Source organism: Streptomyces sp. NPDC002092 (genome assembly GCF_053593775.1).
The window spans coordinates 588384-606912 of the sequence record NZ_JBSFDG010000001.1; the positions used below are offsets into that span (position 1 = coordinate 588384).

Annotated in this window: 30 protein-coding genes and 2 tRNA genes; 31 read left to right on the top strand and 1 reads right to left on the bottom strand. The window is 69.1% G+C overall.

Annotated elements, in window-relative coordinates; all coding sequences use genetic code 11:
• Positions 1 to 3: 3 nt before the first annotated feature.
• The 20 genes from ACWCRD_RS02870 (at position 4) to ACWCRD_RS02965 (ending at position 7497) form a co-directional block, all read left to right on the top strand.
• Complete coding sequence (locus ACWCRD_RS02870; RefSeq protein WP_450964166.1) at positions 4 to 828, top strand: YgjP-like metallopeptidase domain-containing protein; 825 nt, start codon at positions 4 to 6, stop codon at positions 826 to 828.
• The gene (locus ACWCRD_RS02875) at positions 828 to 1142 is read left to right on the top strand and encodes a hypothetical protein (protein WP_450964167.1); all 315 of its coding nucleotides are present in this window, start codon (positions 828 to 830) and stop codon (positions 1140 to 1142) included. Before ACWCRD_RS02870 ends, ACWCRD_RS02875 begins: the two co-directional genes overlap by 1 nt.
• On the top strand, positions 1139 to 1387 hold the full coding sequence (locus ACWCRD_RS02880; protein ID WP_450964168.1) for a hypothetical protein: 249 nt from the start codon (positions 1139 to 1141) through the stop codon (positions 1385 to 1387). Before ACWCRD_RS02875 ends, ACWCRD_RS02880 begins: the two co-directional genes overlap by 4 nt.
• Positions 1388 to 1408: 21 nt before the next feature.
• Positions 1409 to 1873: a hypothetical protein gene (locus ACWCRD_RS02885; RefSeq protein WP_450964169.1), complete on the top strand. Its 465-nt coding sequence runs from the start codon at positions 1409 to 1411 to the stop codon at positions 1871 to 1873.
• A gap of 161 nt (positions 1874 to 2034) precedes the next feature.
• Complete coding sequence (locus ACWCRD_RS02890; protein WP_450964170.1) at positions 2035 to 2661, top strand: hypothetical protein; 627 nt, start codon at positions 2035 to 2037, stop codon at positions 2659 to 2661.
• 81 nt (positions 2662 to 2742) lie between these two features.
• Positions 2743 to 3087, top strand: coding sequence for a hypothetical protein (locus tag ACWCRD_RS02895; protein WP_450964171.1), 345 nt, complete (start codon positions 2743 to 2745; stop codon positions 3085 to 3087).
• Positions 3084 to 3290, top strand: a complete 207-nt coding sequence (locus ACWCRD_RS02900; protein WP_450964172.1) for a hypothetical protein — start codon at positions 3084 to 3086, stop codon at positions 3288 to 3290. Before ACWCRD_RS02895 ends, ACWCRD_RS02900 begins: the two co-directional genes overlap by 4 nt.
• Entirely contained in the window at positions 3287 to 3451 is a 165-nt protein-coding gene (locus tag ACWCRD_RS02905; protein WP_450964173.1) for a hypothetical protein, read from the top strand. The genes ACWCRD_RS02900 and ACWCRD_RS02905 overlap by 4 nt, the downstream gene beginning before the upstream one ends.
• Before the next feature lie 155 nt (positions 3452 to 3606).
• The gene (locus ACWCRD_RS02910; protein WP_450964174.1) at positions 3607 to 4056 is read left to right on the top strand and encodes a DUF6221 family protein; all 450 of its coding nucleotides are present in this window, start codon (positions 3607 to 3609) and stop codon (positions 4054 to 4056) included.
• Positions 4053 to 4478 (top strand): hypothetical protein, encoded by a 426-nt coding sequence (locus ACWCRD_RS02915; RefSeq protein ID WP_450964175.1) that lies wholly within the window; start codon positions 4053 to 4055, stop codon positions 4476 to 4478. The genes ACWCRD_RS02910 and ACWCRD_RS02915 overlap by 4 nt, the downstream gene beginning before the upstream one ends.
• A 69-nt stretch (positions 4479 to 4547) precedes the next feature.
• A complete protein-coding gene (locus ACWCRD_RS02920) occupies positions 4548 to 5288 on the top strand; it encodes a hypothetical protein (RefSeq protein ID WP_450964176.1) in 741 nt (246 codons plus the stop codon).
• A gap of 105 nt (positions 5289 to 5393) precedes the next feature.
• Positions 5394 to 5618 (top strand): hypothetical protein, encoded by a 225-nt coding sequence (locus ACWCRD_RS02925; protein ID WP_450964177.1) that lies wholly within the window; start codon positions 5394 to 5396, stop codon positions 5616 to 5618.
• A gap of 92 nt (positions 5619 to 5710) precedes the next feature.
• Positions 5711 to 5785, top strand: a tRNA-Met gene (locus ACWCRD_RS02930).
• Between the two features lie 139 nt (positions 5786 to 5924).
• Positions 5925 to 5997: transfer RNA gene (locus ACWCRD_RS02935), tRNA-Trp, on the top strand.
• A gap of 10 nt (positions 5998 to 6007) precedes the next feature.
• The gene (locus ACWCRD_RS02940; RefSeq protein ID WP_450964178.1) at positions 6008 to 6130 is read left to right on the top strand and encodes a hypothetical protein; all 123 of its coding nucleotides are present in this window, start codon (positions 6008 to 6010) and stop codon (positions 6128 to 6130) included.
• Positions 6127 to 6447 carry a hypothetical protein gene (locus ACWCRD_RS02945; RefSeq protein WP_450964179.1) on the top strand — a complete coding sequence of 107 codons (321 nt, stop codon included), beginning with the start codon at positions 6127 to 6129 and terminating at the stop codon, positions 6445 to 6447. Before ACWCRD_RS02940 ends, ACWCRD_RS02945 begins: the two co-directional genes overlap by 4 nt.
• Positions 6444 to 6806, top strand: a complete 363-nt coding sequence (locus ACWCRD_RS02950) for a hypothetical protein (RefSeq protein WP_450964180.1) — start codon at positions 6444 to 6446, stop codon at positions 6804 to 6806. The genes ACWCRD_RS02945 and ACWCRD_RS02950 overlap by 4 nt, the downstream gene beginning before the upstream one ends.
• Positions 6803 to 6994, top strand: coding sequence for a hypothetical protein (locus tag ACWCRD_RS02955; protein WP_450964181.1), 192 nt, complete (start codon positions 6803 to 6805; stop codon positions 6992 to 6994). Before ACWCRD_RS02950 ends, ACWCRD_RS02955 begins: the two co-directional genes overlap by 4 nt.
• A gap of 132 nt (positions 6995 to 7126) precedes the next feature.
• Complete coding sequence (locus tag ACWCRD_RS02960; protein WP_450964182.1) at positions 7127 to 7342, top strand: hypothetical protein; 216 nt, start codon at positions 7127 to 7129, stop codon at positions 7340 to 7342.
• Positions 7339 to 7497 (top strand): hypothetical protein, encoded by a 159-nt coding sequence (locus tag ACWCRD_RS02965; protein WP_450964183.1) that lies wholly within the window; start codon positions 7339 to 7341, stop codon positions 7495 to 7497. Before ACWCRD_RS02960 ends, ACWCRD_RS02965 begins: the two co-directional genes overlap by 4 nt.
• Before the next feature lie 3 nt (positions 7498 to 7500).
• Here ACWCRD_RS02965 and ACWCRD_RS02970 read toward each other — a convergent pair whose 3' ends face one another.
• On the bottom strand, positions 7501 to 7995 hold the full coding sequence (locus ACWCRD_RS02970) for a hypothetical protein (protein WP_450964184.1): 495 nt from the start codon (positions 7993 to 7995) through the stop codon (positions 7501 to 7503).
• A 98-nt stretch (positions 7996 to 8093) separates the two neighbouring features.
• Here ACWCRD_RS02970 and ACWCRD_RS02975 point away from each other — a divergent pair, with 98 nt between their 5' ends.
• The 11 genes from ACWCRD_RS02975 to ACWCRD_RS03025 all read left to right on the top strand — a co-directional run bounded on the left by ACWCRD_RS02975 (position 8094) and on the right by ACWCRD_RS03025 (position 18425).
• Positions 8094 to 8216: a hypothetical protein gene (locus ACWCRD_RS02975; protein WP_450964185.1), complete on the top strand. Its 123-nt coding sequence runs from the start codon at positions 8094 to 8096 to the stop codon at positions 8214 to 8216.
• Positions 8213 to 8620 (top strand): phage tail fiber protein, encoded by a 408-nt coding sequence (locus ACWCRD_RS02980; RefSeq protein WP_450964186.1) that lies wholly within the window; start codon positions 8213 to 8215, stop codon positions 8618 to 8620. Before ACWCRD_RS02975 ends, ACWCRD_RS02980 begins: the two co-directional genes overlap by 4 nt.
• A 20-nt stretch (positions 8621 to 8640) precedes the next feature.
• On the top strand, positions 8641 to 9825 hold the full coding sequence (locus tag ACWCRD_RS02985) for a hypothetical protein (RefSeq protein ID WP_450964187.1): 1185 nt from the start codon (positions 8641 to 8643) through the stop codon (positions 9823 to 9825).
• Positions 9822 to 10151, top strand: a complete 330-nt coding sequence (locus tag ACWCRD_RS02990) for a hypothetical protein (RefSeq protein WP_450964188.1) — start codon at positions 9822 to 9824, stop codon at positions 10149 to 10151. The genes ACWCRD_RS02985 and ACWCRD_RS02990 overlap by 4 nt, the downstream gene beginning before the upstream one ends.
• A 41-nt stretch (positions 10152 to 10192) precedes the next feature.
• Entirely contained in the window at positions 10193 to 10636 is a 444-nt protein-coding gene (locus tag ACWCRD_RS02995) for a hypothetical protein (RefSeq protein ID WP_450964189.1), read from the top strand.
• Entirely contained in the window at positions 10636 to 11301 is a 666-nt protein-coding gene (locus ACWCRD_RS03000) for a hypothetical protein (protein WP_450964360.1), read from the top strand. Before ACWCRD_RS02995 ends, ACWCRD_RS03000 begins: the two co-directional genes overlap by 1 nt.
• A 17-nt stretch (positions 11302 to 11318) precedes the next feature.
• Positions 11319 to 12812, top strand: a complete 1494-nt coding sequence (locus ACWCRD_RS03005) for a terminase large subunit domain-containing protein (RefSeq protein WP_450964190.1) — start codon at positions 11319 to 11321, stop codon at positions 12810 to 12812.
• Complete coding sequence (locus tag ACWCRD_RS03010) at positions 12800 to 14338, top strand: phage portal protein (RefSeq protein WP_450964191.1); 1539 nt, start codon at positions 12800 to 12802, stop codon at positions 14336 to 14338. The genes ACWCRD_RS03005 and ACWCRD_RS03010 overlap by 13 nt, the downstream gene beginning before the upstream one ends.
• Before the next feature lie 102 nt (positions 14339 to 14440).
• Positions 14441 to 15193, top strand: a complete 753-nt coding sequence (locus ACWCRD_RS03015; RefSeq protein WP_450964192.1) for a hypothetical protein — start codon at positions 14441 to 14443, stop codon at positions 15191 to 15193.
• Positions 15194 to 15216: 23 nt separating this feature from the next.
• Positions 15217 to 16956 (top strand): hypothetical protein, encoded by a 1740-nt coding sequence (locus ACWCRD_RS03020; RefSeq protein WP_450964193.1) that lies wholly within the window; start codon positions 15217 to 15219, stop codon positions 16954 to 16956.
• Positions 16957 to 17060: 104 nt separating this feature from the next.
• A complete protein-coding gene (locus tag ACWCRD_RS03025; protein ID WP_450964194.1) occupies positions 17061 to 18425 on the top strand; it encodes an SU10 major capsid protein in 1365 nt (454 codons plus the stop codon).
• Positions 18426 to 18529: the final 104 nt, after the last annotated feature.

Consider the following 18529-nt stretch of genomic DNA (forward strand, 5'->3'; position numbering starts at 1 on the left):
ACGATGACCACTGCGATCGTCGCGGCAATCCGCGAAGCCGTCGCCGCCGACCCGCGTCTCGCCAAGCACATCACGGACGTTCGCGTGAGCGCCCGCCGGAAGACGCTCGGTCTGACCATGAGCCCCGGCAACGATGGAATCACCCTCCACGTCCCTGCCGACGCCACCCCCGAAGAAGTGATCCAACTGCTGTCGAAGAACCGGGACCGGATCGGCGCCATGCTGCTCAAAGCAAAGCAGTTCGCGCCTGACCATCCCGTCAAGAAATTCATCGGCGGTGAAAGCTTCCTGTGGCTGGGCCGATCCGCCCGCCTCCGCCTGCTCGACAACCCAGACGTCACACTGCGGCGCGCCTCCGGATACGGCACCGGCTACTGGTTCGAACTCGACTCCACCGCAGTCCCGAACGCGGCGCAGACATTCATCGACTGGTACAGCCGCGAGGGAACCCGGTGGATCCAGACCGAAGCCGAACAGATCTGGTCCCGCATGGCACACCGCCGTCCCATGCCGACGGTGAAGGCCGGGGACATCGGCCGCACCCGGTGGGGCAAGCACGTCCAGCGTCCCGGCCAGGATCGGGACGAGGTCACTATCGCCTGGCAGACCTTCCAGCTCACCCCGTCCATGGTCCGCCATGTCCTGACTCACGAACTCACCCACGCCACCCGCCCCGGCGGAGCCCCGCACGGCACCGAGTTCTGGCGCGCCTTCGAACGCGCCGAGACCGGCGCCCGCCAGACGGAGCGGGAAGTCAATGAGGCGGGGCGGCGCATCTGGATGGGCGACGTACACGTGGCAAAGCGTGAAGGAGAGGACTACGACTGATGCGCGAACACGAGTGGATCAACACCCCGGAGGCCCGGCAACGCCGCGGCGAACGCTCCCTGTACGCCATCGACGACGCCATCCACGCCCTGGAAAACGGCAAACCCATCCCCGAGAACGCCGAACGCGTCCTCAAGGAGGTCAGCCGCGAGACCGCGCGGGCGAGCGCCTGGCGCATGATCCAAGGCATGCGGCTCGACGAGCCGACCGAGCCCCGGCAACACGACTGGGACGAAACACCCGCCGAAGCCGCCCGCTACGACCGGGCCTGGGACAGCAACGACCAAGACATCCACCGAGACGAGGACGAGTGACGACCGCCGCCACACCCCAGACCCCCGCCGAGGAGTTCCCGATCCGCGGGGTCCGCTTCGTCAACGGCCGCACCGAACACCGCGTCCGCCGGCCCGCCGACAACCGCTGGTGGGACGAGTTGGAAGCCGCCTGCGGGAAGACCGGGCACAAAACCGACGCCTACGTATTCGGGGCGATCACCCCATGCCGCGGATGCGAACGGGCCGTTGGTGCCGACCAGACCAGCGAACAGCACGCCGCCTGACTCGACCGATCGGAGAACCTCATGGACTTCCGCGACGCCCTAAACATCGTCATCGCCGAACTCGCCCCGCAACCCTGGGACTACACCACGGACGAAGGGACGCGCCTGAGGGTCATCCCCGAGGGCCTGCGCCAGGACGTCGGCAACGGCGTGGTCGAGATCCAGATCATCGAGTGCGCCCACGTCCAGGTCACCCCGGACGGGCCCGAGTATCCGATGCGGACCGTAGACGTGCCCGGCCTGATCGACGCCCTCACCGACCGCCGCGAATGGACCACCACGGACTGGGGCGACACGCTCACGGTCCGGCCCGAGGGCGACGGGATGCGGCTCGCGTACACCGTGTACGACCGCGACGCCACTGGACAGCCCGCCGACGTCGACCGCACCGTCTTCGTGCCGGAGGTGCAGCGCCTCCCGCTCGCCTCCGCGCTGCGCCGCGCCCTGGACGTCGCCCGCGACTGGGAGGGCAGCCCGCAGACCTGACCCCGTCGCACAGCCCAGGGCCCACCCCGGAAACGGAAAGTGGGCCCTTCGGCGTACACGCCGTCTGCCACGGTCGTGTCACAGCAACCGCACGCCGCCTTCACCGCGCGCTTACATCCGCTAGATTCGCCCGCCACGGCACAACAGCACCAGGGGGGCACATGAGCCAGCAATACCCGCAGCAGCCAGGGCAGTTCCCGCAACAGCAGCCCGGATGGGGAGCACCGACACAACCCGGCTGGGGAGCACCGGCGCAGCCGCCGAAGAAGCGCAACGTCGGAAAGATCCTCGGCCTCGGCTGCGCCGGCGTCTTCGGCTTCATCGTCGTGATCACCGTCATCGCCGCGGTCGCCACCAGTGGCGGCAACAAGACCAGCAGCGCATCGAGCGGCACGGTCGCCGCGTCACACGACACCAGCACCAAGGGCACCGCGAAGACCGGCGGCAGCGACGCCAAGGCCAGTAGCGCCCCGTCGAAGAAGGCCAGCCACACCGTCGAGTTCAAGGTGTGGGGCACCGCACCCGCCGGGGCGCTCGGGGGCCTCGACATCCAGTACGGCTCCGACACCGACACCCGCAAGGGCACGTTCAAGGGCGGCAAGTTCGAGGCGACGCTGCCCCTGAACAAGGACGCCATGTACTACCAGCTGAACGCCCAGCTGCAGGGCTCCGGGGACATCAACTGCTCGGTGACCGTGGACGGGCACACGAAGACTGGGCACGCGTCGGGCGGCTACAACATCTGCATGGCGCAGCTCAACAGCGGCCTGTTCGGCGACTGGAGCTGACGGACACGTGACGGCCCTGTCCGGTTCGGGCGGGGCCGCTTTGCTGCGCGAGGTGTCGCGCGGGGGTCGCATACTGGCGGCATGAGCGATTCCGGCTACTCCCATCCCGCGTCCGGCCGCCTCTACAGGGAGGGCGATCCTGCGCACCACTTCGCCCAACTCGTCCAGGCGTTGGCCCGGCAGTGCGCCGACTTCCAATACCACTACGAGCGGCGCCTGAAGGGTTGCGACTATCTTGCGCAGCAAGCGGAGTGGCCGAGCGATCCGGAGAGGATTGCCCGCACCATGGGGCGCACCATTGAGCAGATCGACAAGGCGTACACCGATGTCGTCTGTGACCGCACCATGCACGAGTACGGCCTCGGCAAGCAGGATGTTGAGTGGCAACGGAAGTACGGGAACGTCTCGCCCGAGGGGCAGTCGTGACCGGGCGCGCCGAGCCGCTGGCCGACTTCCTCGCCCTCCTCGACGAGGCGTCCCGTGAAGCCCGGGAGCGGGAGGCCGCGTACAGGGCGTGGCTGGACCGGAAGCTTCCGGAGCTCGCCGAGGAGTTGACGGCCACGCTCCCCGCAGACCTGCGTGCTGCTGGGATCCGGTTCGAGTGGGCCACGACCGAGGAGCAGCAGTGACGGACACGACGATCACAACAGTGGATCCGCTGCCGCGCGGCGCCATGATCTCCATTGATGGGGAAGGCCTCCTCCGTGTCGCCTCCACCATCGGAACGGGCCCGTACACCTCTGTCGTGCGGCGCATCCCGAAGTGGCGCATCCGGCTGTCGAACGTCTGATACCGGATGCGCCGCCCGGCCGTGAGGCTGTGGCACTCGTGGCTGATGTCCCGCTGCGAGCCGGACGAACCCGGGGTGCGCTGCTGGCAGAAGGCCACGCAGGGCGACTACTGCGACCGCCACGTGCTCACGGCGGTCGAATGGGGCGAGGACGCGTGACGAACACGGACCGGATGGTGGCGTGGCTGCGGGAGACCCTGGACGCGGCCCAGCAGCGTGCGGAGGCGGCTGCGAAGGAGACCGGAAGCACCGACTGGGAGTACCAAGCACACGGCAGCCTCAACGCCACGGGGCCCTCCGGCTTCATGGTCGCCGTCGGATCGCAGGACTACCTGGATCCGGCGCCCGGCCAGTTCATGGCCGACAACGACCCCGCCGCCGTGCTGCGCCGGATCGCCGCCGACCGGAAGACCCTCGCGCTCCACACCACGCCGCACACCGTGGTCGAGCTGGCCGTCGAGCCTGTGGGCGAACTGTTCTGTAGCGAGTGCGGCGGCCCGTGCACGCACAAAGGAGAGGCCGAGTGCGTGATCTGCGGTCAGGACGGCTGCGACACCGTCCGCAACCTCGCCGAAGCCTACGGCTGGACCGAGGAGACGACGTGATCGACAACGCTCTTTTCCGCCGCGTTCAAACCGACGCCCATCGCTGGCTCCGGCACTACGACCAACAGCACCAGTGCTGCGTTGTCGCCGCAGAGGGCGACCGGTGCGGCCTCTGGTGCGGCCACGATGCCGACCACGTGCCGTACACCCCGGGCGACTACCTCCCGACGCCCTTGCTCCACCCGCTGGACGTGGCAGCCATCTTGCTGTGGGGGTTCAAGCGATGCCCTCTGTGCAAGGCGTCCGTCGCGTTCCGTCCCTGGGGGAACGTGGTCACTGGCTGGTACTGCGAAGGGCCGACCCAGGTGTGGCGACTCACCGGTCCGCCAGCGTGGGTTGTCGGCCCCGAGTGGCAGTGGGAGTACGCCTGGCGGTTCGAGCCGTGCGGCTGCGAGGGCCGCGAACTCCTCCCGCAGCCGTAACCCCCGGCATTGTCACGCTGCGTGTGCATACTTGGCCTCAGAAGCCGCACACGCCCCGGGAGGCCCGCCATGCCCACTCCCTGCCCTGGTCCGTGCAACAACGCCTGGCGCCGCGCCGAAGCCGCCCGCGAACAGACCGGAACCGAGCACTACATACAGCCGACCTGGGGCCACCCCGCCCAATGCTGGGGGTGCGTCGAGAACACTCGCGCAGAACTCGCCGCACTCCCCGGACTACTGATCTCCGACATGCATCTCGAAGCCCTGTTCGGCACCGTAACCAAGCTGACCGGAACCATCGGCCGCATCAGCGTCGCCTCATGGCCTGGCCAAGCCGCAATGCTCTTCGTCGACCAGATCGTCAGCGGCATGGAAGAACTCCAAGCCGACATCCTCAAACTGCAGAACATCTGGCACACCGACTACGAGCCCACCCCCGTCGCGCGCAACGCAGAGAACATCAAGGGAATCACCCGCGTGCTTCTCGCGCACTGGAACTGGGCCATGCAGCACCACCCCGCCGCCGACGAATCCTGGGGCCGCGATAACGCCAACCCAGGCAGCCAAGCCTCTGGCTGGTACAGGTCTGTACTTCGGTTCACGAAACAGGACGAGCAGCGCGACGTTCAGCGCCTCGCGCCGTGCCCTCGATGCAAGGGCCCATACCTGGTGGAGTCGCGTGATCTGCGGCTCATCGACGACCGCCCGTACATCGAATGCCGCGACCCGGACTGCCAGCGCGTAATGACCAGCGCGGAGTACGACGACTACGTCAAGACGCTGACGGGTCAAGTCATCGCCGCAGCTTGACGGGACCGGTCATCATGCGTGATCCTCTCTGGCGGAGCATCATGCCTAGAAGGCCTCGCGCGCACGCGGGGCCTTTCGTGATTTCCGGGCCGTGAGGAGGCTACCGTGATTGACCTGTCGGTGGATCTCACGACCACCCGATGGACCGTTGCGCAGGCCGCAGAAGCAGCCCAGGTCTCGCCCAATGTGGTCCGCAACTGGAAGTACCGCGGAGTGCTCACCGAAGTGGGCCACGATTTTCGAGGCCGACCGCTCTTCCTTGCGATCGACGTGATCCGTGCCGAGAAAGCCACCCGCGAACGCGCCCGGCGCACCTACGCCGCCGCATAGTCGTCCGCCGCCGGTCGGGCTGAGGGTCCCGGCCGACGGCGGAACCAGGAAACCCGATCGGTATCGCCGCAGCCGACGGTTAGCCTGAACGAAGCACCGTGGAGCAGCTAGGTCAGCTCGCTGGGCTCATATCCCAGAGGTCGCCAGTTCAAATCTGGCCGGTGCCACGTAGGGGAAGACGCGGGTTCGAGTCCCGTCCAGCCGCGACAAGGCCGTGCACGGTCTGCTGGTAGCTCAGTGGTAGAGCGTCCTCGGGTGATCGCTGGTTAGTCGCGGACCTTTCGCCCCGCGGACCGGCGGTCGCTTGGGTTCGTAGCTCAATTGGAAGAGCAGCGGTCTCCAACACCGTGCGTTGCAGGTTCGAGTCCTGCCGAGCCTGCAAGAAGGCGGTGACGACCCCCGCCTACGTCTACTTCCTCGCAGGGCAGCGCCTCGGCTGGGCGCCCTCGCAGGTCAACGAACGCTCCGGCTGGTTGCTGACGTACCTGCTTGACGAGACGGAGGCGCAATGAGCGAGTCTTTCGACCTCGGCCACGGCCACACGGCGCGCTTCACCTGTTGGGCACCCGACCGCGACCTCAATCCCCAGTACGACGGCATCCCCGACGTCGAGCGCTGGGGCCTCATCGTGGACCACCCCAGGCCCGACGGCGGCCTCTGCGTCGGCAGCTTCGCCACCTTCGATGGACCTGTGCAGCGGCAGGTGCACCCAGGCGCCCCGAAGTGGACGGTGGAGTCCCTCGACCCGGTCACGCTCAGCCCGAGCCTGCTGTGCCGCGGCTGCGGAGACCACGGGTTCGTGCGCGACGGCCGCTGGATCCCCGCGTGAGACCGGTCGCCCAGTCGATCCTGCACGGCGACCCGTCCGGCCGTCCCGGCAACTGCCTCCAGGCCGCGGTCGCTTCGCTGCTCGACCTCCAGCTCGACGAGGTGCCGCACTTCATCGAGCACGACGACTGGGAAGAGCGGCTCCGCGACTTCTGCCTTGCCCACGGCTACCGACCTCTCCTCCGGCCGCCTACAACGCACGTGCCGTACGGGATGGCATGGGGTCCGTCCGAGCGCGGCGTACGCCACGCCGTGGTCTGGGTCGACGACTCCATGGCCTGGGACCCGCACCCGTCCCGCGCCGGGCTGCTGCGCGTGACCGAGCTGATCGCGTTCGAACCAGTCGGAGGTGGCGCGTGAGCGACAACCAGACTCCCGCGCCCGCCGCGGCCGACCCGCTCACCGTGGACAGCTCCCTTGCGCACGCCGCCCGGCTCCTACTGAACGCTGAGGTCGTTACCGACCACTCGCTCATGCAGCGGTTGGAGAGCCTCGCGGACAGCTGGATCTCGATCGCCCGCACCATCCTCGAACGCGACCGCAGCTGAGGAGTGCCGCGTGATGGACCTCGTCCGCATCGTGCTGATGCACCACTACCGGTGGACATGGGAGCAGGTCGCCGACATCCCCGACCACCTCCTCATCGCAGTCCTGGACGCATAGAGACCCTGGAGACCTCCATGGACGCCAGCAGCCGCCATCCGGGCACCGCGCACGTCGCCCGCTACTTCGACTACGCGCACCTCCCGGAGCACCTCCAGGCCGTCAGCAAGCCGTGCCACGACCTCGCCGAGCAGATGGTCCAGGCGCTCCCGGACGGCCCCGAACTCACCGTCGGCCTGCGGAAGCTCCTGGAAGCCAAGGACGCCTTCGTGCGCGCAGCACTGGACGGGTGACCTCGATGCTGAACGTCTTCTGCTACACGATCGCGCTGGTCCTCTTCGCTCTGGCCGCGACGCTGCCGAACGGCATCCCCCGCGACCGTCTCGCCTACGCCGCCCTTGGGCTGTGGCTGCTGCCGACCGCCGTGCACGTGCTGCAGGCCCACTGAACGTCAGCCCAGCGACGCCTCGAACTTCCCCGCCTTCGCCTCCGCAGCCGTCACCGTGATCTGCCCCCGGTGCGACACCTCGACCCGGAAGAACTTCGAGCCGCCCGGAACATCCGGCACCCGCACCGGGAACACGCACGACGCCGAGTCCGGCTTGCCCGTACCCAGCGCGCCGGTGGCCACGACCGTCCCCGCCGAGTCGTACACGGTGACACTCGCACCCTCTGCGATGTCCTCGTAGCCCTCGTAGCCCGTGCACTCCTCGGACGTGTCTCCGGACGGCACGTTGTCCCCGGTCAGCGTCATCGTGCCCCGCAACGTGAACGACGCCGGAGCCGACGAGCCGCCGCCGGACAGCCCCCACGCCAAGCCGACGGCGCTCGCCCCAACGACGAGACCCGCGAGCCCCGTCACCAGCGGGAGGCGCCAACGTCCTTTCGTCGGCGGCGGATTCTCGGGCAGCGGCGGGACAGCGGGCGTAACGGTCGCATCAGACATGCCGCGAAGCATGGCAGCGCCCCAACGCCGCGTACACGACGGCGATCAGATCGTGACCAACCCCCGCGCCGCGGAGCGCCCGCACCTGAGGAGGCCGCGTGGCCGACGAACACACCTTCACCCTGATCTTCGAAGCCTCCGGTGAGGTCACCCCCGCCCAGCCCCACCCTGAGCCCGACACCGACACCACCGACCCGACGCCCGAGGAGGACGAGCAGTGACCGCAGGACTCGCCCCCGCGCTGGTTTCGGGCTGGCTCAACACCCTCCGCACCACCGGCAACGGAGGCGCCGCCTACAGCGCCGTCGCAGGCACATTCGTGCAGCTTCACACCGGCGACCCCGGCGCCGCAGGCACCTCCAACATCAGTGCTGGCTCCACGACCCGCAACTCGTTCGTGTTCTCCAGCTCGTCGTCCGGGTCGGCGCTGTCGCTCAGCACTCCGCCGTCGGCGTGGACGAACGGAGGTACCAGTGAGACGCTCACCCACATCTCGGTGTGGACGGCAGCGAGCGCCGGATCGTTCGAGTTCTCCGTCGCGCTGACGACGCCGAAGGCATGGGCTTCGGCCGATCAGTTCAACCTGAACACGCTCACCGCTTCGCTCGGGGCGCAGGCAGCGTGACGCCCTGACGGGGAGGGCTCGTGACGAGCTTCTTCGACGACTTCAACCGTGCTAACGGCGCCCCGGGCGCCAACTGGGTTGACTCGTCCGGCCTTTGGACGATCGTCTCTCAGCAGCTCTCGTCGGGGAGCGCGGGCGGCACGATCATCATCCGTGCCGCCACCGCGATGAGCACCAGCGACAACAGCGCGCAGGTGACGATCGCCGCCACCGGAGCCGTCAGCCACGGTGTCTGGTGCCGCGGCGATTCCACCCTCACCCAGGGCTACCTGTGGCGGAACAACGGCACCAGCTGGGACCTGTTCAGCGTCGTCGGTGGATCGTTCACCAACATCGGCACCTACTCCGCAGCCGCCGTCGCAGGCGACGTCGCGAAGATCCAGGCCGTCGGCTCGACGATCAAAGGCCTCGTCAACGGCGTCGCCCAGGTCACGGCCACCAACACAGCGGTCACGACGGGCACGTCCGTCGGCCTCCGCGCCGAGTCATCGAACGTTCTCAGGTTCGACGACTTCACCGGCGCCGACGTCGGCGCCAGCGTCTCGGGCGATGCCGCACTGGCTGCCACCGCCACGCTCTCCGCCACCGGCGTCCGGACCGCCAGCGGCGACACGGCCCTCAACGCGACCGCCACCCTCACCGCGTCTGGGGTGCGCACCACCGCAGGCGATGCAGCGCTCGCCGCCGCCGCCAGCCTCACCGCCGACGGCACCCGCACCACCTCCACCAGCGCGGCCCTGACCGCCACCGCGACCCTGACCGCGAGCGGCACCATCACCCCCAGCGGCGACGCCGCCCTTACTGCGACGGCAACCCTTACCGCGACCGGACAGCGGTCAACGACCGGTGATGCCGCCCTGGGCGCCACCGCATCGTTCACGGCGGCCGGCCAACGTGCTGCTCTCGCCGACGCAGGCCTTGCAGCCACCGCAGCGCTCACCGCAGACGGCGTCCGGGCCACGTTCGCAACGGCCGGACTTGCTGCGACCGCAGCCCTCGCTGCGGCAGGCACCACGGACCTCGTCGGGGTCGCCGCCCTCACCGCGACGGCCTCCTTCACTGCCAGCGGCACTGTGCACTCCACCCGCGGCGACACCGTCATCACCGCCGCCCCCCTCCCCACCCCGTGGACGGCGGGGCAGGCTCCCCGGAACTGGACAGTGGTCGAAGCGCCCGGCCCGTGGACGGTCAAGGAGGCGCCGTGATCACCCAATCCGCGCTGTCCCTCGAATTCGTGGCCGCCGCCGTCACCGCCACGTCGGCCGGTGTGCCGGTCAACCCGACCGGCGACGTGGTGGAGTTCGCGTTCACCCCAACGGACAACGGCGCCAAACCCGCGTCCGGCGACTGGAAGACCGGATCGTGGGACGGCACCCAGCCGCGCACACCCGGCAACGCGTACATCGCGCACTGCCTCGTCGGCCCCGGCGGCGCCGTGGCACTGGCAGTCGGCCGCTACACGATGTGGGTGCGGATCACGGACAGCCCCGAGATCCCCGTCATCCCGTTCGGGATGATCAACATCACCTGACGGCATCCCGCACAACACCACCTGGCCCTCGGAGCACCCTCATGTCCACGCCCTCACCCGAGTTCCCCGAAGCGGCCCCGGCGCCCGAGCCCACCACGCCAACCCTGTCGGCCGGCCCCGTGTGCGCGGCCTGCGGCGGCCAAGCGGTCGTGAACTGGCGGCGGCGGCCGACGGCCGACGAACTCGCCGCGCACGTCGCAGCCGAGCAGGAACGCCGCCAAGAACGCATCCTCCTCGCCGACCCGCAGCAGGCCGCCCCCGTGTTCCCGCCGCTGCCCACCGCCGACGACACCACGGTCACCATGTACGCGTGCGGGGCGCACGCCATCGGCATGGACGCCGCCGCCCTCATCCACGCCGGCAGCTGCAGCGCGCCGAACGAGACCGACCTGCCCGGCTGCGACTGCGAGCCCGAACCCCACCCCGAGGACGCGCCCGAGCCGCCCAGCATGCTGCCCGACCACTGGCAGACCGGCGGCGCGTGATGGTCAGCCGCAGACGCCAACTGCCCGAAGGTTTCAAGGAATACCGGGCCGACGGGCGGCGCCGCTGCTGGGGGCGCGCCAAACGAACCGGCCTGCAGTGCGAACTGTGGCCGATGGACGGGCAGACGGTGTGTCAAAAGCATGGCGGCAAAGCACCACAATCCCTCAGGGCCGCGGCGCGGCGCATCACCGAGGAGAAAGCGGCAGCTCTCGTGGCAACCTACGGCCTGAAGATCGAAACGACCGCCACTGACGCCCTCCTCGACGAAGTGAAATGGACCGCCGGGCACGTCCAATGGCTCCGCGAACGCGTCCAAGAGATCGAATCCGAAGCGGTCGGCGACGGCACAGACCGCGAACACCCCCTCGTCTGGGGCATCACCCGGGAGAAATCCGGCGGCGAAGACCGCGGGACGACCGAAGAAGCCGCGCCGAACGTCTGGCTGCGCCTGTACCAGCAAGAGCGTGCCCACCTGGTGAAGGTGTGCGAGGCAGCCATCCGGGCCGGCATCGAAGAACGACGGGTGCGACTGGCGGAGTCCCAAGGCGCGCTGGTCGCTGAGGTCATCAGGAAGATCCTCGGCGACCTGCAGTTGACACCCGATCAGCAGGCACTCGTGTCCCAGGTCGTGCCGCGACACCTGCGGGCCCTCGCCTCGGACTGAACCAGGAGGCGGTGACCATGACCGCCACCATCGACTGGGTCGAACACGCCGCCCGAGCCTTCGAGCCCCGCGACGTGTTCGGAGAGCTCGACTACGAGCCGACTCCGAAACAGCAGATCTTCCACGCCGCCACAGAGTTCGACGTCTTGTTCGGCGGAAGCGCGGGCGGGGGCAAGACCAGGGCCCTCCTCATGGACGACCTCCGGGACTGCATCCTCTACCCGGGGCTTCGCATCGGGGCGTTCCGGCGCACGTTCGGCGAGCTGAAGGAGTCGCTGATCGCCGAGCTCGCGCAGGCCGGGTTCGCGCGGAAGCTGGGCGCGAAGTGGAACGGCACCGAGTACGAGCTCAGGTTCCCAAACGGCAGCCTGATCATGTACCGGTACGCGGAGAGCGTGCAGGACGCCACCCGCAGGCAGGGCGGCCAGTACCAGAAACTCACCTTCGACGAACGCACCCTGACGCCCCCCGACGTCATCAGCTTCCTGGAGTCCCGCCTCCGGTCCGGCCGCCGCGACATCCCCGTCATCGGCATCCGCTCCGGCAGCAACCCGGGCGGCGCCGGCCACGGCGCGGTCAAGACTCGCTACATCAAGCCGACGAACTACGGGCAGCAGGTCATCACCGACATCCGTGGCCGCACTGTCCGCTTCATCCCGTCGAAGCTTTCGGACAACCCGCACGTCAACCCGGAGTACGCCCAAGACCTTCAAGCCCTCGACGGCAAACTCCGCTCCGCCTTCCTGGACGGTGACTGGGACGTGTTCCAAGGCCAAATGTTCCCCGAGCTGAAGCGCGACCGGCACGTCATCGAGCCGATCGAACTCCCCGCCACATGGAAGCGGTACAACGGCGTCGACTGGGGCTACACAGCCCCCTGGTGCACTCTGTGGGGTGCGCAGGACGAAGACGGCCGCGTCTGGATCTACCGAGAGATCTACCGCCGCGGTGTCGGCGAGGCCGACCAGGCGCGGCAGATCCTCGCTGCAGAGAGCCCCGACGAGCGCATTGCGGTGCGGTTCGCAGACGATGCGATGTGGGCCACCCGTGGCGACGCCAAACCGATCGCCCAGGTGTATGCCGAGAACGGCGTACACCTCGCCCAAGCCGGAAAGGGCCCTGGATCCCGGGTGACTGGCTGGCAGCGCGTGCGCTCCTACCTCAAAGAGGGGGCCGCCTGCCCGCACCACCGGGCCCAGGGCTGGGACACCTGTCCGATGATCCACATGTTCTCGACGGTTCCCGAGCTGTACCGGGAACTGTCAGACCTGCCGCACGCCACGAAGGGCGACCCGGAGGACGCCGACACCACCGCCGACGACCATGCATCGGACGCGCTGAGATACCTGCTGGTCAACCTGGGTAACGAGACGCGTTTCCACTTCCCTGAGGCCGAGCCCACGCTCACCACCCTCGAACCCGCAGCCTCCAACCCGAACCGGCCTGCCCCGGCGGTGCCGTCCATCGGGGGCTTCCCGATCCTGCAGGGAGGTGACCCGTGGGGGTTGTGAGCTGGCTCCGCAACGCTTTCGGGTCTGACCCGGTCGTCGAGACCGCGCCCGTCGACGAAGCCACGGTCGCCCCGCCAACGCCCGCACAGGTGCGGCGTGTCGGCTACGAGTACGGCATCCCGCTCAGCACTTCCGCGTCCACACTGGTAGCGGCCGGCTCGGACCGGCAGCAGGTCCTGTTCCAGCTGCACCAGGCGTACATGTCGTGCAACTGGGTGTCCGCGAGCGTCGACCTGATCGCCCGGACCGTGACCGCAGGAGGCCTGCAGATCGTCGCCGACAGCGCCGACACGGAGGGCGAGGTCCCGGCCGAGCCTGCTCAGGTGCCGCGCCTGCGGAGGCTGGTGAAGTTCGTCAACCCGCGCGAGGACATGGTGCAGCTGCTGCGCTGCGCCGCCACCGACCTGATGCTGTTCGGCGACGCCTACATCGAGGTCGTGACCCTGCTCGGCGAGCCCGTCGCCCTGTACACGCTCGACGCAACCACGATGACAGTGATCGCCGACCAGCACGGCGAGGTGTCCGGGTACGTGCAGGACGTCGACGGCGTCCGCACCGCAAAGTTCACGCCTGATCAGGTCATCCACATCAGCCTCGACGCGCCCCGCGGTGGCCTGTACGGCGTCAGCCCGGCACAGAAGGTGCTGCTGCCCGTCACGGCGTGGCTGTTCACGATGGCCACCCTCAAGGAGTGCTTCCGCCGCGGCGACCCGCCGCGTGTCCACGTCGATCTGCAGAACGCGCAGGACACCGACGTGCAACGCTGGCGTGAGCAGTACACGGTGTTCAACCTCGGCCCGAAAGCCGTCGGCACCCCGGTTATCACCACCAACGGGGGCGCCGTCAACGTCCTCGACCAGCGGAAGGTCACCGACTACCTCGACGCCGACCGGCAGCTCCGTGACCAGATCATTGCCGCGTTCGGCGTGCCCCCGGCGAAGCTCGGCATCATCGAAACCGGCAACCTCGGCTCTGGCACCGGTGAGGCGCAGGACAAGACGTTCCGCGTCAACACCGTCATCCCGATCGCCAATCTGATCCTGGAGAAGCTGAACTACCACCTGGTGCAGCTCGGGTTCGGGGTCGACGGCTGGCACATGGAGTTCGGTGAGATCGACTACCGTGACTCGAAGGTCATTGAGGAGATCCGCGACACCCGGCTTCGTAACGGCGCCTACACGCTGAACCGGTACCGCGACGAAATCGGCGAACCCCCGGTCGAGGGTGGCGACGCCCCGGTGCTGGTGGACCGCCAGAACATGGTGCTGTGGTCGCAGATGGACCGCATGTCCGAGGCCCTCATCGCGAAGAACGCCGCCCCCGGCGTCACGGCCGGCGTGGACGTCCCCGGCGTCGAGCTGCGGCCGACGCCGCCGCGGCAGCCCCCGCCAGCCGCGGGGGACCTGCCGCCACAGGACCAGGGCGACACAGGGCCACGGGCCGACCCGCAGGACCAGCCGGAGCCTGAAGAGGACTGGGACCGCGCCTACCAGCAGTTCCTCTGCGAGACGCTCGCCCGCGTGTGACAGGGAGGCGACATGGGACAAGGGCATCCCACCCGAGCGCAGGACGTCGGGCCGCTCATCGCGAAACAGATCGGCTGACACGCGCGGCGGCAGGGGGTGGCGGTGTCCAGGCCCACGATCCACATCCCCACTGCCGCAGGTGTCTGGCGGCAGGTGTACGGCCACCGTCTGGCGCTCCACGCGGCGGCCGACGATGTCGTCCTCGCAGCCTGGCGGCAGGACGTCAGCGGCCTCGACCTGACCCAGGCGGCAGCAGTGCTCGGCGAGACCCGGCAGCCCACCGACCACCGGGGTGAGGCCGCTGCAGCAGCCGTCCTGGCGTTGCTCTCGGCACGCTCCTGGCAGCGCACTAGGCGCGCCCTAGCCACCGCGGCGAAACGCTCCCACCAGGCCGGCTGGAACGCGGGCCGCCACCTCGCCAGCCACGACCGAGCAGACGACACCCCCTACGGCGACAGCGGCTCGGATGCCACGATCAGCCGCGCGGACATGAGCGACCACAACGCCGACGGCACCGCAACCGCCGCCCTCACTGCCGCACTCACCGCGACCGCACGCCGCGCAGGCCGGGCCATGACCGGCAGCTCCGACCCCGCCACCGATGGTGAAGACACCGTCGACGCAGGTGACGACCTCGTCCTCGCCACAGACGTCGCTGTCTCTGCCGCCTACGGCGCAGGACTGCTCGCCGCCTACCTCGCAAGCGGCATCGACGCCGTCGAATGGATCACCGCAGGCGATGAACGCGTCTGCGACGCCTGCCTCGCCAACGAGGCCGGCAACCCCTACAGCCTGTACGGCGCGCCACGCCTGCCCGCCCACCCCCGCTGCCGATGCGTCCTCGCCCCGGCATAACCATCGCCGAGGAGGTACCTCCGTTGGCCGCCCGAACCGCCACGATCGCCACGATCTCCGGGACGATGCTCACCCCCGGCGTCTCCCGCAACAAGCGCCTATACAGCCGGGAACTCATCGCCCGCGCCGCCGCCCGCATGCAGGAACGCATCGCCGACCCCGACGGGCTCCCCATCGTGATGCGCACCCACCACGACGCCGGGGACGACTCCCGGAAGATCGTGGGCCGCCTCACCGGAGTCAAGGTCGGGGAGGACGGGGCCGCCAGCTACACCGCCGACCTCTACGACACGGCGCCCGGCCGCGACATCGCCGCACTGGTGGTGCCGGGCAAGGATCAGGCGCCGGCGCTGAAGTCGGTGTCGATTCACGGCTACTGGCTCGGCCCGGTCAAGCGGCTCAGCCATGAAGGCGTGTCCGTGACCACCGCCGAGGACTTGGAGATCGACGCCGTCGACTTCACCGCCTCCCCGGGAGTTCTCGGCGCAACCGTGGCAGCAGCCTCCTACCTCCCGGACGCGCCTGCGGCTGCCGAGTCTCACGGCCGCACCCCGATCAGCGAGTCCGTGGAGGCCACCGTGGAAGCCGTAACCGAACACGCCCCGGGTGAGGCGTACTCGGCGAAGCAGAAGCGGCAGATGGCCGCCAAGGGCCAGGCGATGAAGAACGCCTCCGGCGAACCGTCATACCCGATCAAGACGAAGGCGGACCTGCGGAAAGCGATCCGCGCGGTAGGCCGGGGCGGCGCCGACCACGACAAGATCCGCGCCCACATCATCGCCCGCGCCGCGGCGCTCGGCCTCACCCGAATGATCCCCGACACCTGGAACAAGGACGGCTCCATGAAGGAGAACGACAGCACCCGGCTCGGGGAGATCCGCGAGTACTACCCCGACGGCCCGGGTGGCGGCGCCGGGTTCTGCATCGACGCCTACAACGGGCCCATCAGCCTGACCATGCGCGCGTGCGGCATCGACCCCGCCGAACTCCGGGTCATCACCGCCGCCGCCATGACAGCCGCCGTCGATGCCCTCCAGGCCATGGACCCCGACATGGACGCCGACATCGACGTGGACGGCGCCCCCCACGCCGACACCGACGGCGACAGCGAAGACGCGGCCAGCCCGGACGACGACATGGAGAGCGCCCCCGCCGCCGGGCACCCAGCCTCCGAGGCGGTACCGCCGGCCACGGCAGGCCAGCCGGTCCGGCCCGAGCATGCCGCCGCACTCAAGGAGTCCGGCGCCCTCGATCGACTTCAGCCCGGCGAGCCCATCACTGCCGCCGCAGCCAACGACGCCCTCACCGAAACCTCCCCGACCACACCGGTAGGGGACAACACCGAAACCACGGAGGTGCCCGCCGTGAGCGAGGCCCAGACCCCGGCCGCCGAGACGGCCAGCACCCCGGCGCCCGCGCCGATGATCGCCCTCACCCAGGAGCAGTTCACCCAGCTCCTGGACCGCGTCGGCCCGCAGGCCGCACCGGCGACTGAGACCGCCGCCCCGGCCGCGCCGGAGCCCGTCGCGGAGACCGAGGACCAGCGCGTCGCCCGACTCGTCGAAGCCCGCCTCGCCGCCGCCAAGGACGAACTCCGCGAGGAACTCCTCCGCGAGAACGGACTCCCGCCGCGCCAGGGCTACCGCGTCCACGAGAACGACCAGACCGGTGCTGCGGACAAGACGCCCGAGGACCTGTTCGCCAACCGCGCCGAGATCCTCCTCGGCGCCTTCGCCCGCACCCCGCAGCCCGCCCACCAGTAGGCACGGCTCGCCCAAGGACCCCCACCCGGGAGTCCTGACCACCACCACACAACGCCCCGCCCGGAACACGTCCCGGCGGGGCTTTCGCATGAAAAGAGGCGACCGTGCCCACCGAGCTCGAAGAGGCCATCACCACGGCCGGAGCAGTAACCCCGCTCATCCCCAAGGCGATCGACCCGGTCCTGCTGGAGTACCAGCGCCGGTACGCGCCGCTCCTGGCCGCCATCCCGTCCAAGGAATGGCGCTCCACGCAGTACTTCTTCAACCGTCGCGTGCAGCGGCCCGACTCCGGTGGTGTCACCGACGGCGGCGCCCGTCCGATCGGCAACTCCACCTACGAGCAGGCCGTCTTCAACATCCGCCTGTTCCAGGCCGTCGGCTCCGTCACCGGCTACGCGCAGACCGTCACCCGCGACATCGTCGGCGACCTGCGCCAGCTCGAACTCGACGGCACCGTCACCTCGATGCTGTGGTCGTTGGAGAACGCGTTCATCTGGGGCAACGACGGCGCCACCGCCAACGGCCTCTACCCGATCTGCTCCGGCCTGGACTACCTCGTGTCCAACTGGACCGCGGGCACCGGGTCGAACAACTACGTCAACGCCACCGACCTGGCCGGCGCGAACTTCGCACTGAAGCACCTCGACGAGATCATCGACCTCGTCGAGACGAACGCGGCGATGCCGGTCGGCAGCCAGTACATGTTCATCATGTCGCCGCGTATGGCGTCGAACGTGGCGCAGATCCTGACGAACCAGCAGCGGTTCATGGCGCCCACGGTCGAGATCGGCGCCGGTCTGAACGTGCCGTCGTACCGTGACGTGCCGATCGTCAAGAGCTCGTTCCTGAGCCCGCGCACCAACCAGATGGGCACGGTCACCACGGCGACCGCGACCACGGGCGGCACTCTGGCGGCGGCCACCTACTACTACCAGGTGTCCGCGGTCGCGGCCCGCTTCGGTGAGATCTCCGCGGCGACCGAGGTCTCGCAGACCACCACCGGCTCCACGTCGACGGTCACGCTGAGCTTCTCCACCCCGACCAACCTGCCGGACGGCGCTTCCCCGATCCTGTACAAGGTGTACCGGTCGACGGCGACCGGCACCGAAACCCTGGTCGGCGTCGTGGACGCGTTCGACACTACGGGAGCGGCCGTCACGTCGATCGTCGACACCGGCACGAACCTGCTCACCAACTCGTCCGGGAACACCGGCCCGTCCGCCTACCAGGGCGGGAACACCGGGGCGAAGCCCCGCACGGTCACCAACGCGGCCGAGGACATCTACCTCGTCCCGCGCGACCCGAACTTCATGGTCCGCCCCTACACCCGCGACATGCAGATCCTGCCGCTCGCGCCGACCGTCGCTGCACCGGATACACTTCCATTTGCCGTCTTGACGGATACTACGCTGGCCGTGCGCGGGCCGCGTTACGTGGGACGCGGAAGTCGGATCGTGGCCAATATCTAATTCAGGCCCCCCGGTTGGGGAATCTGAATTAGAATTGCGGCAACAAAGCGGCCGGGAAGGCGTGCGAACCTTCCCGGCCAGCGCCGAACCTGTCTCGGAGGTCC

What these genes read in the sequence shown, in the direction of transcription:
- ACWCRD_RS02870 (WP_450964166.1), top strand. Translation starts at nt 4, where the DNA reads ATGACCACTGCGATCGTCGCGGCAATCCGCGAAGCCGTCGCCGCCGAC.
- ACWCRD_RS02875 (WP_450964167.1), top strand. Translation starts at nt 828, where the DNA reads ATGCGCGAACACGAGTGGATCAACACCCCGGAGGCCCGGCAACGCCGC.
- ACWCRD_RS02885 (WP_450964169.1), top strand. Translation starts at nt 1,409, where the DNA reads ATGGACTTCCGCGACGCCCTAAACATCGTCATCGCCGAACTCGCCCCG.
- ACWCRD_RS02890 (WP_450964170.1), top strand. Translation starts at nt 2,035, where the DNA reads ATGAGCCAGCAATACCCGCAGCAGCCAGGGCAGTTCCCGCAACAGCAG.
- ACWCRD_RS02895 (WP_450964171.1), top strand. Translation starts at nt 2,743, where the DNA reads ATGAGCGATTCCGGCTACTCCCATCCCGCGTCCGGCCGCCTCTACAGG.
- ACWCRD_RS02920 (WP_450964176.1), top strand. Translation starts at nt 4,548, where the DNA reads ATGCCCACTCCCTGCCCTGGTCCGTGCAACAACGCCTGGCGCCGCGCC.
- ACWCRD_RS02945 (WP_450964179.1), top strand. Translation starts at nt 6,127, where the DNA reads ATGAGCGAGTCTTTCGACCTCGGCCACGGCCACACGGCGCGCTTCACC.
- ACWCRD_RS02960 (WP_450964182.1), top strand. Translation starts at nt 7,127, where the DNA reads ATGGACGCCAGCAGCCGCCATCCGGGCACCGCGCACGTCGCCCGCTAC.
- ACWCRD_RS02970 (WP_450964184.1), bottom strand. Translation starts at nt 7,995, where the DNA reads ATGTCTGATGCGACCGTTACGCCCGCTGTCCCGCCGCTGCCCGAGAAT.
- ACWCRD_RS02995 (WP_450964189.1), top strand. Translation starts at nt 10,193, where the DNA reads ATGTCCACGCCCTCACCCGAGTTCCCCGAAGCGGCCCCGGCGCCCGAG.
- ACWCRD_RS03000 (WP_450964360.1), top strand. Translation starts at nt 10,636, where the DNA reads ATGGTCAGCCGCAGACGCCAACTGCCCGAAGGTTTCAAGGAATACCGG.
- ACWCRD_RS03005 (WP_450964190.1), top strand. Translation starts at nt 11,319, where the DNA reads ATGACCGCCACCATCGACTGGGTCGAACACGCCGCCCGAGCCTTCGAG.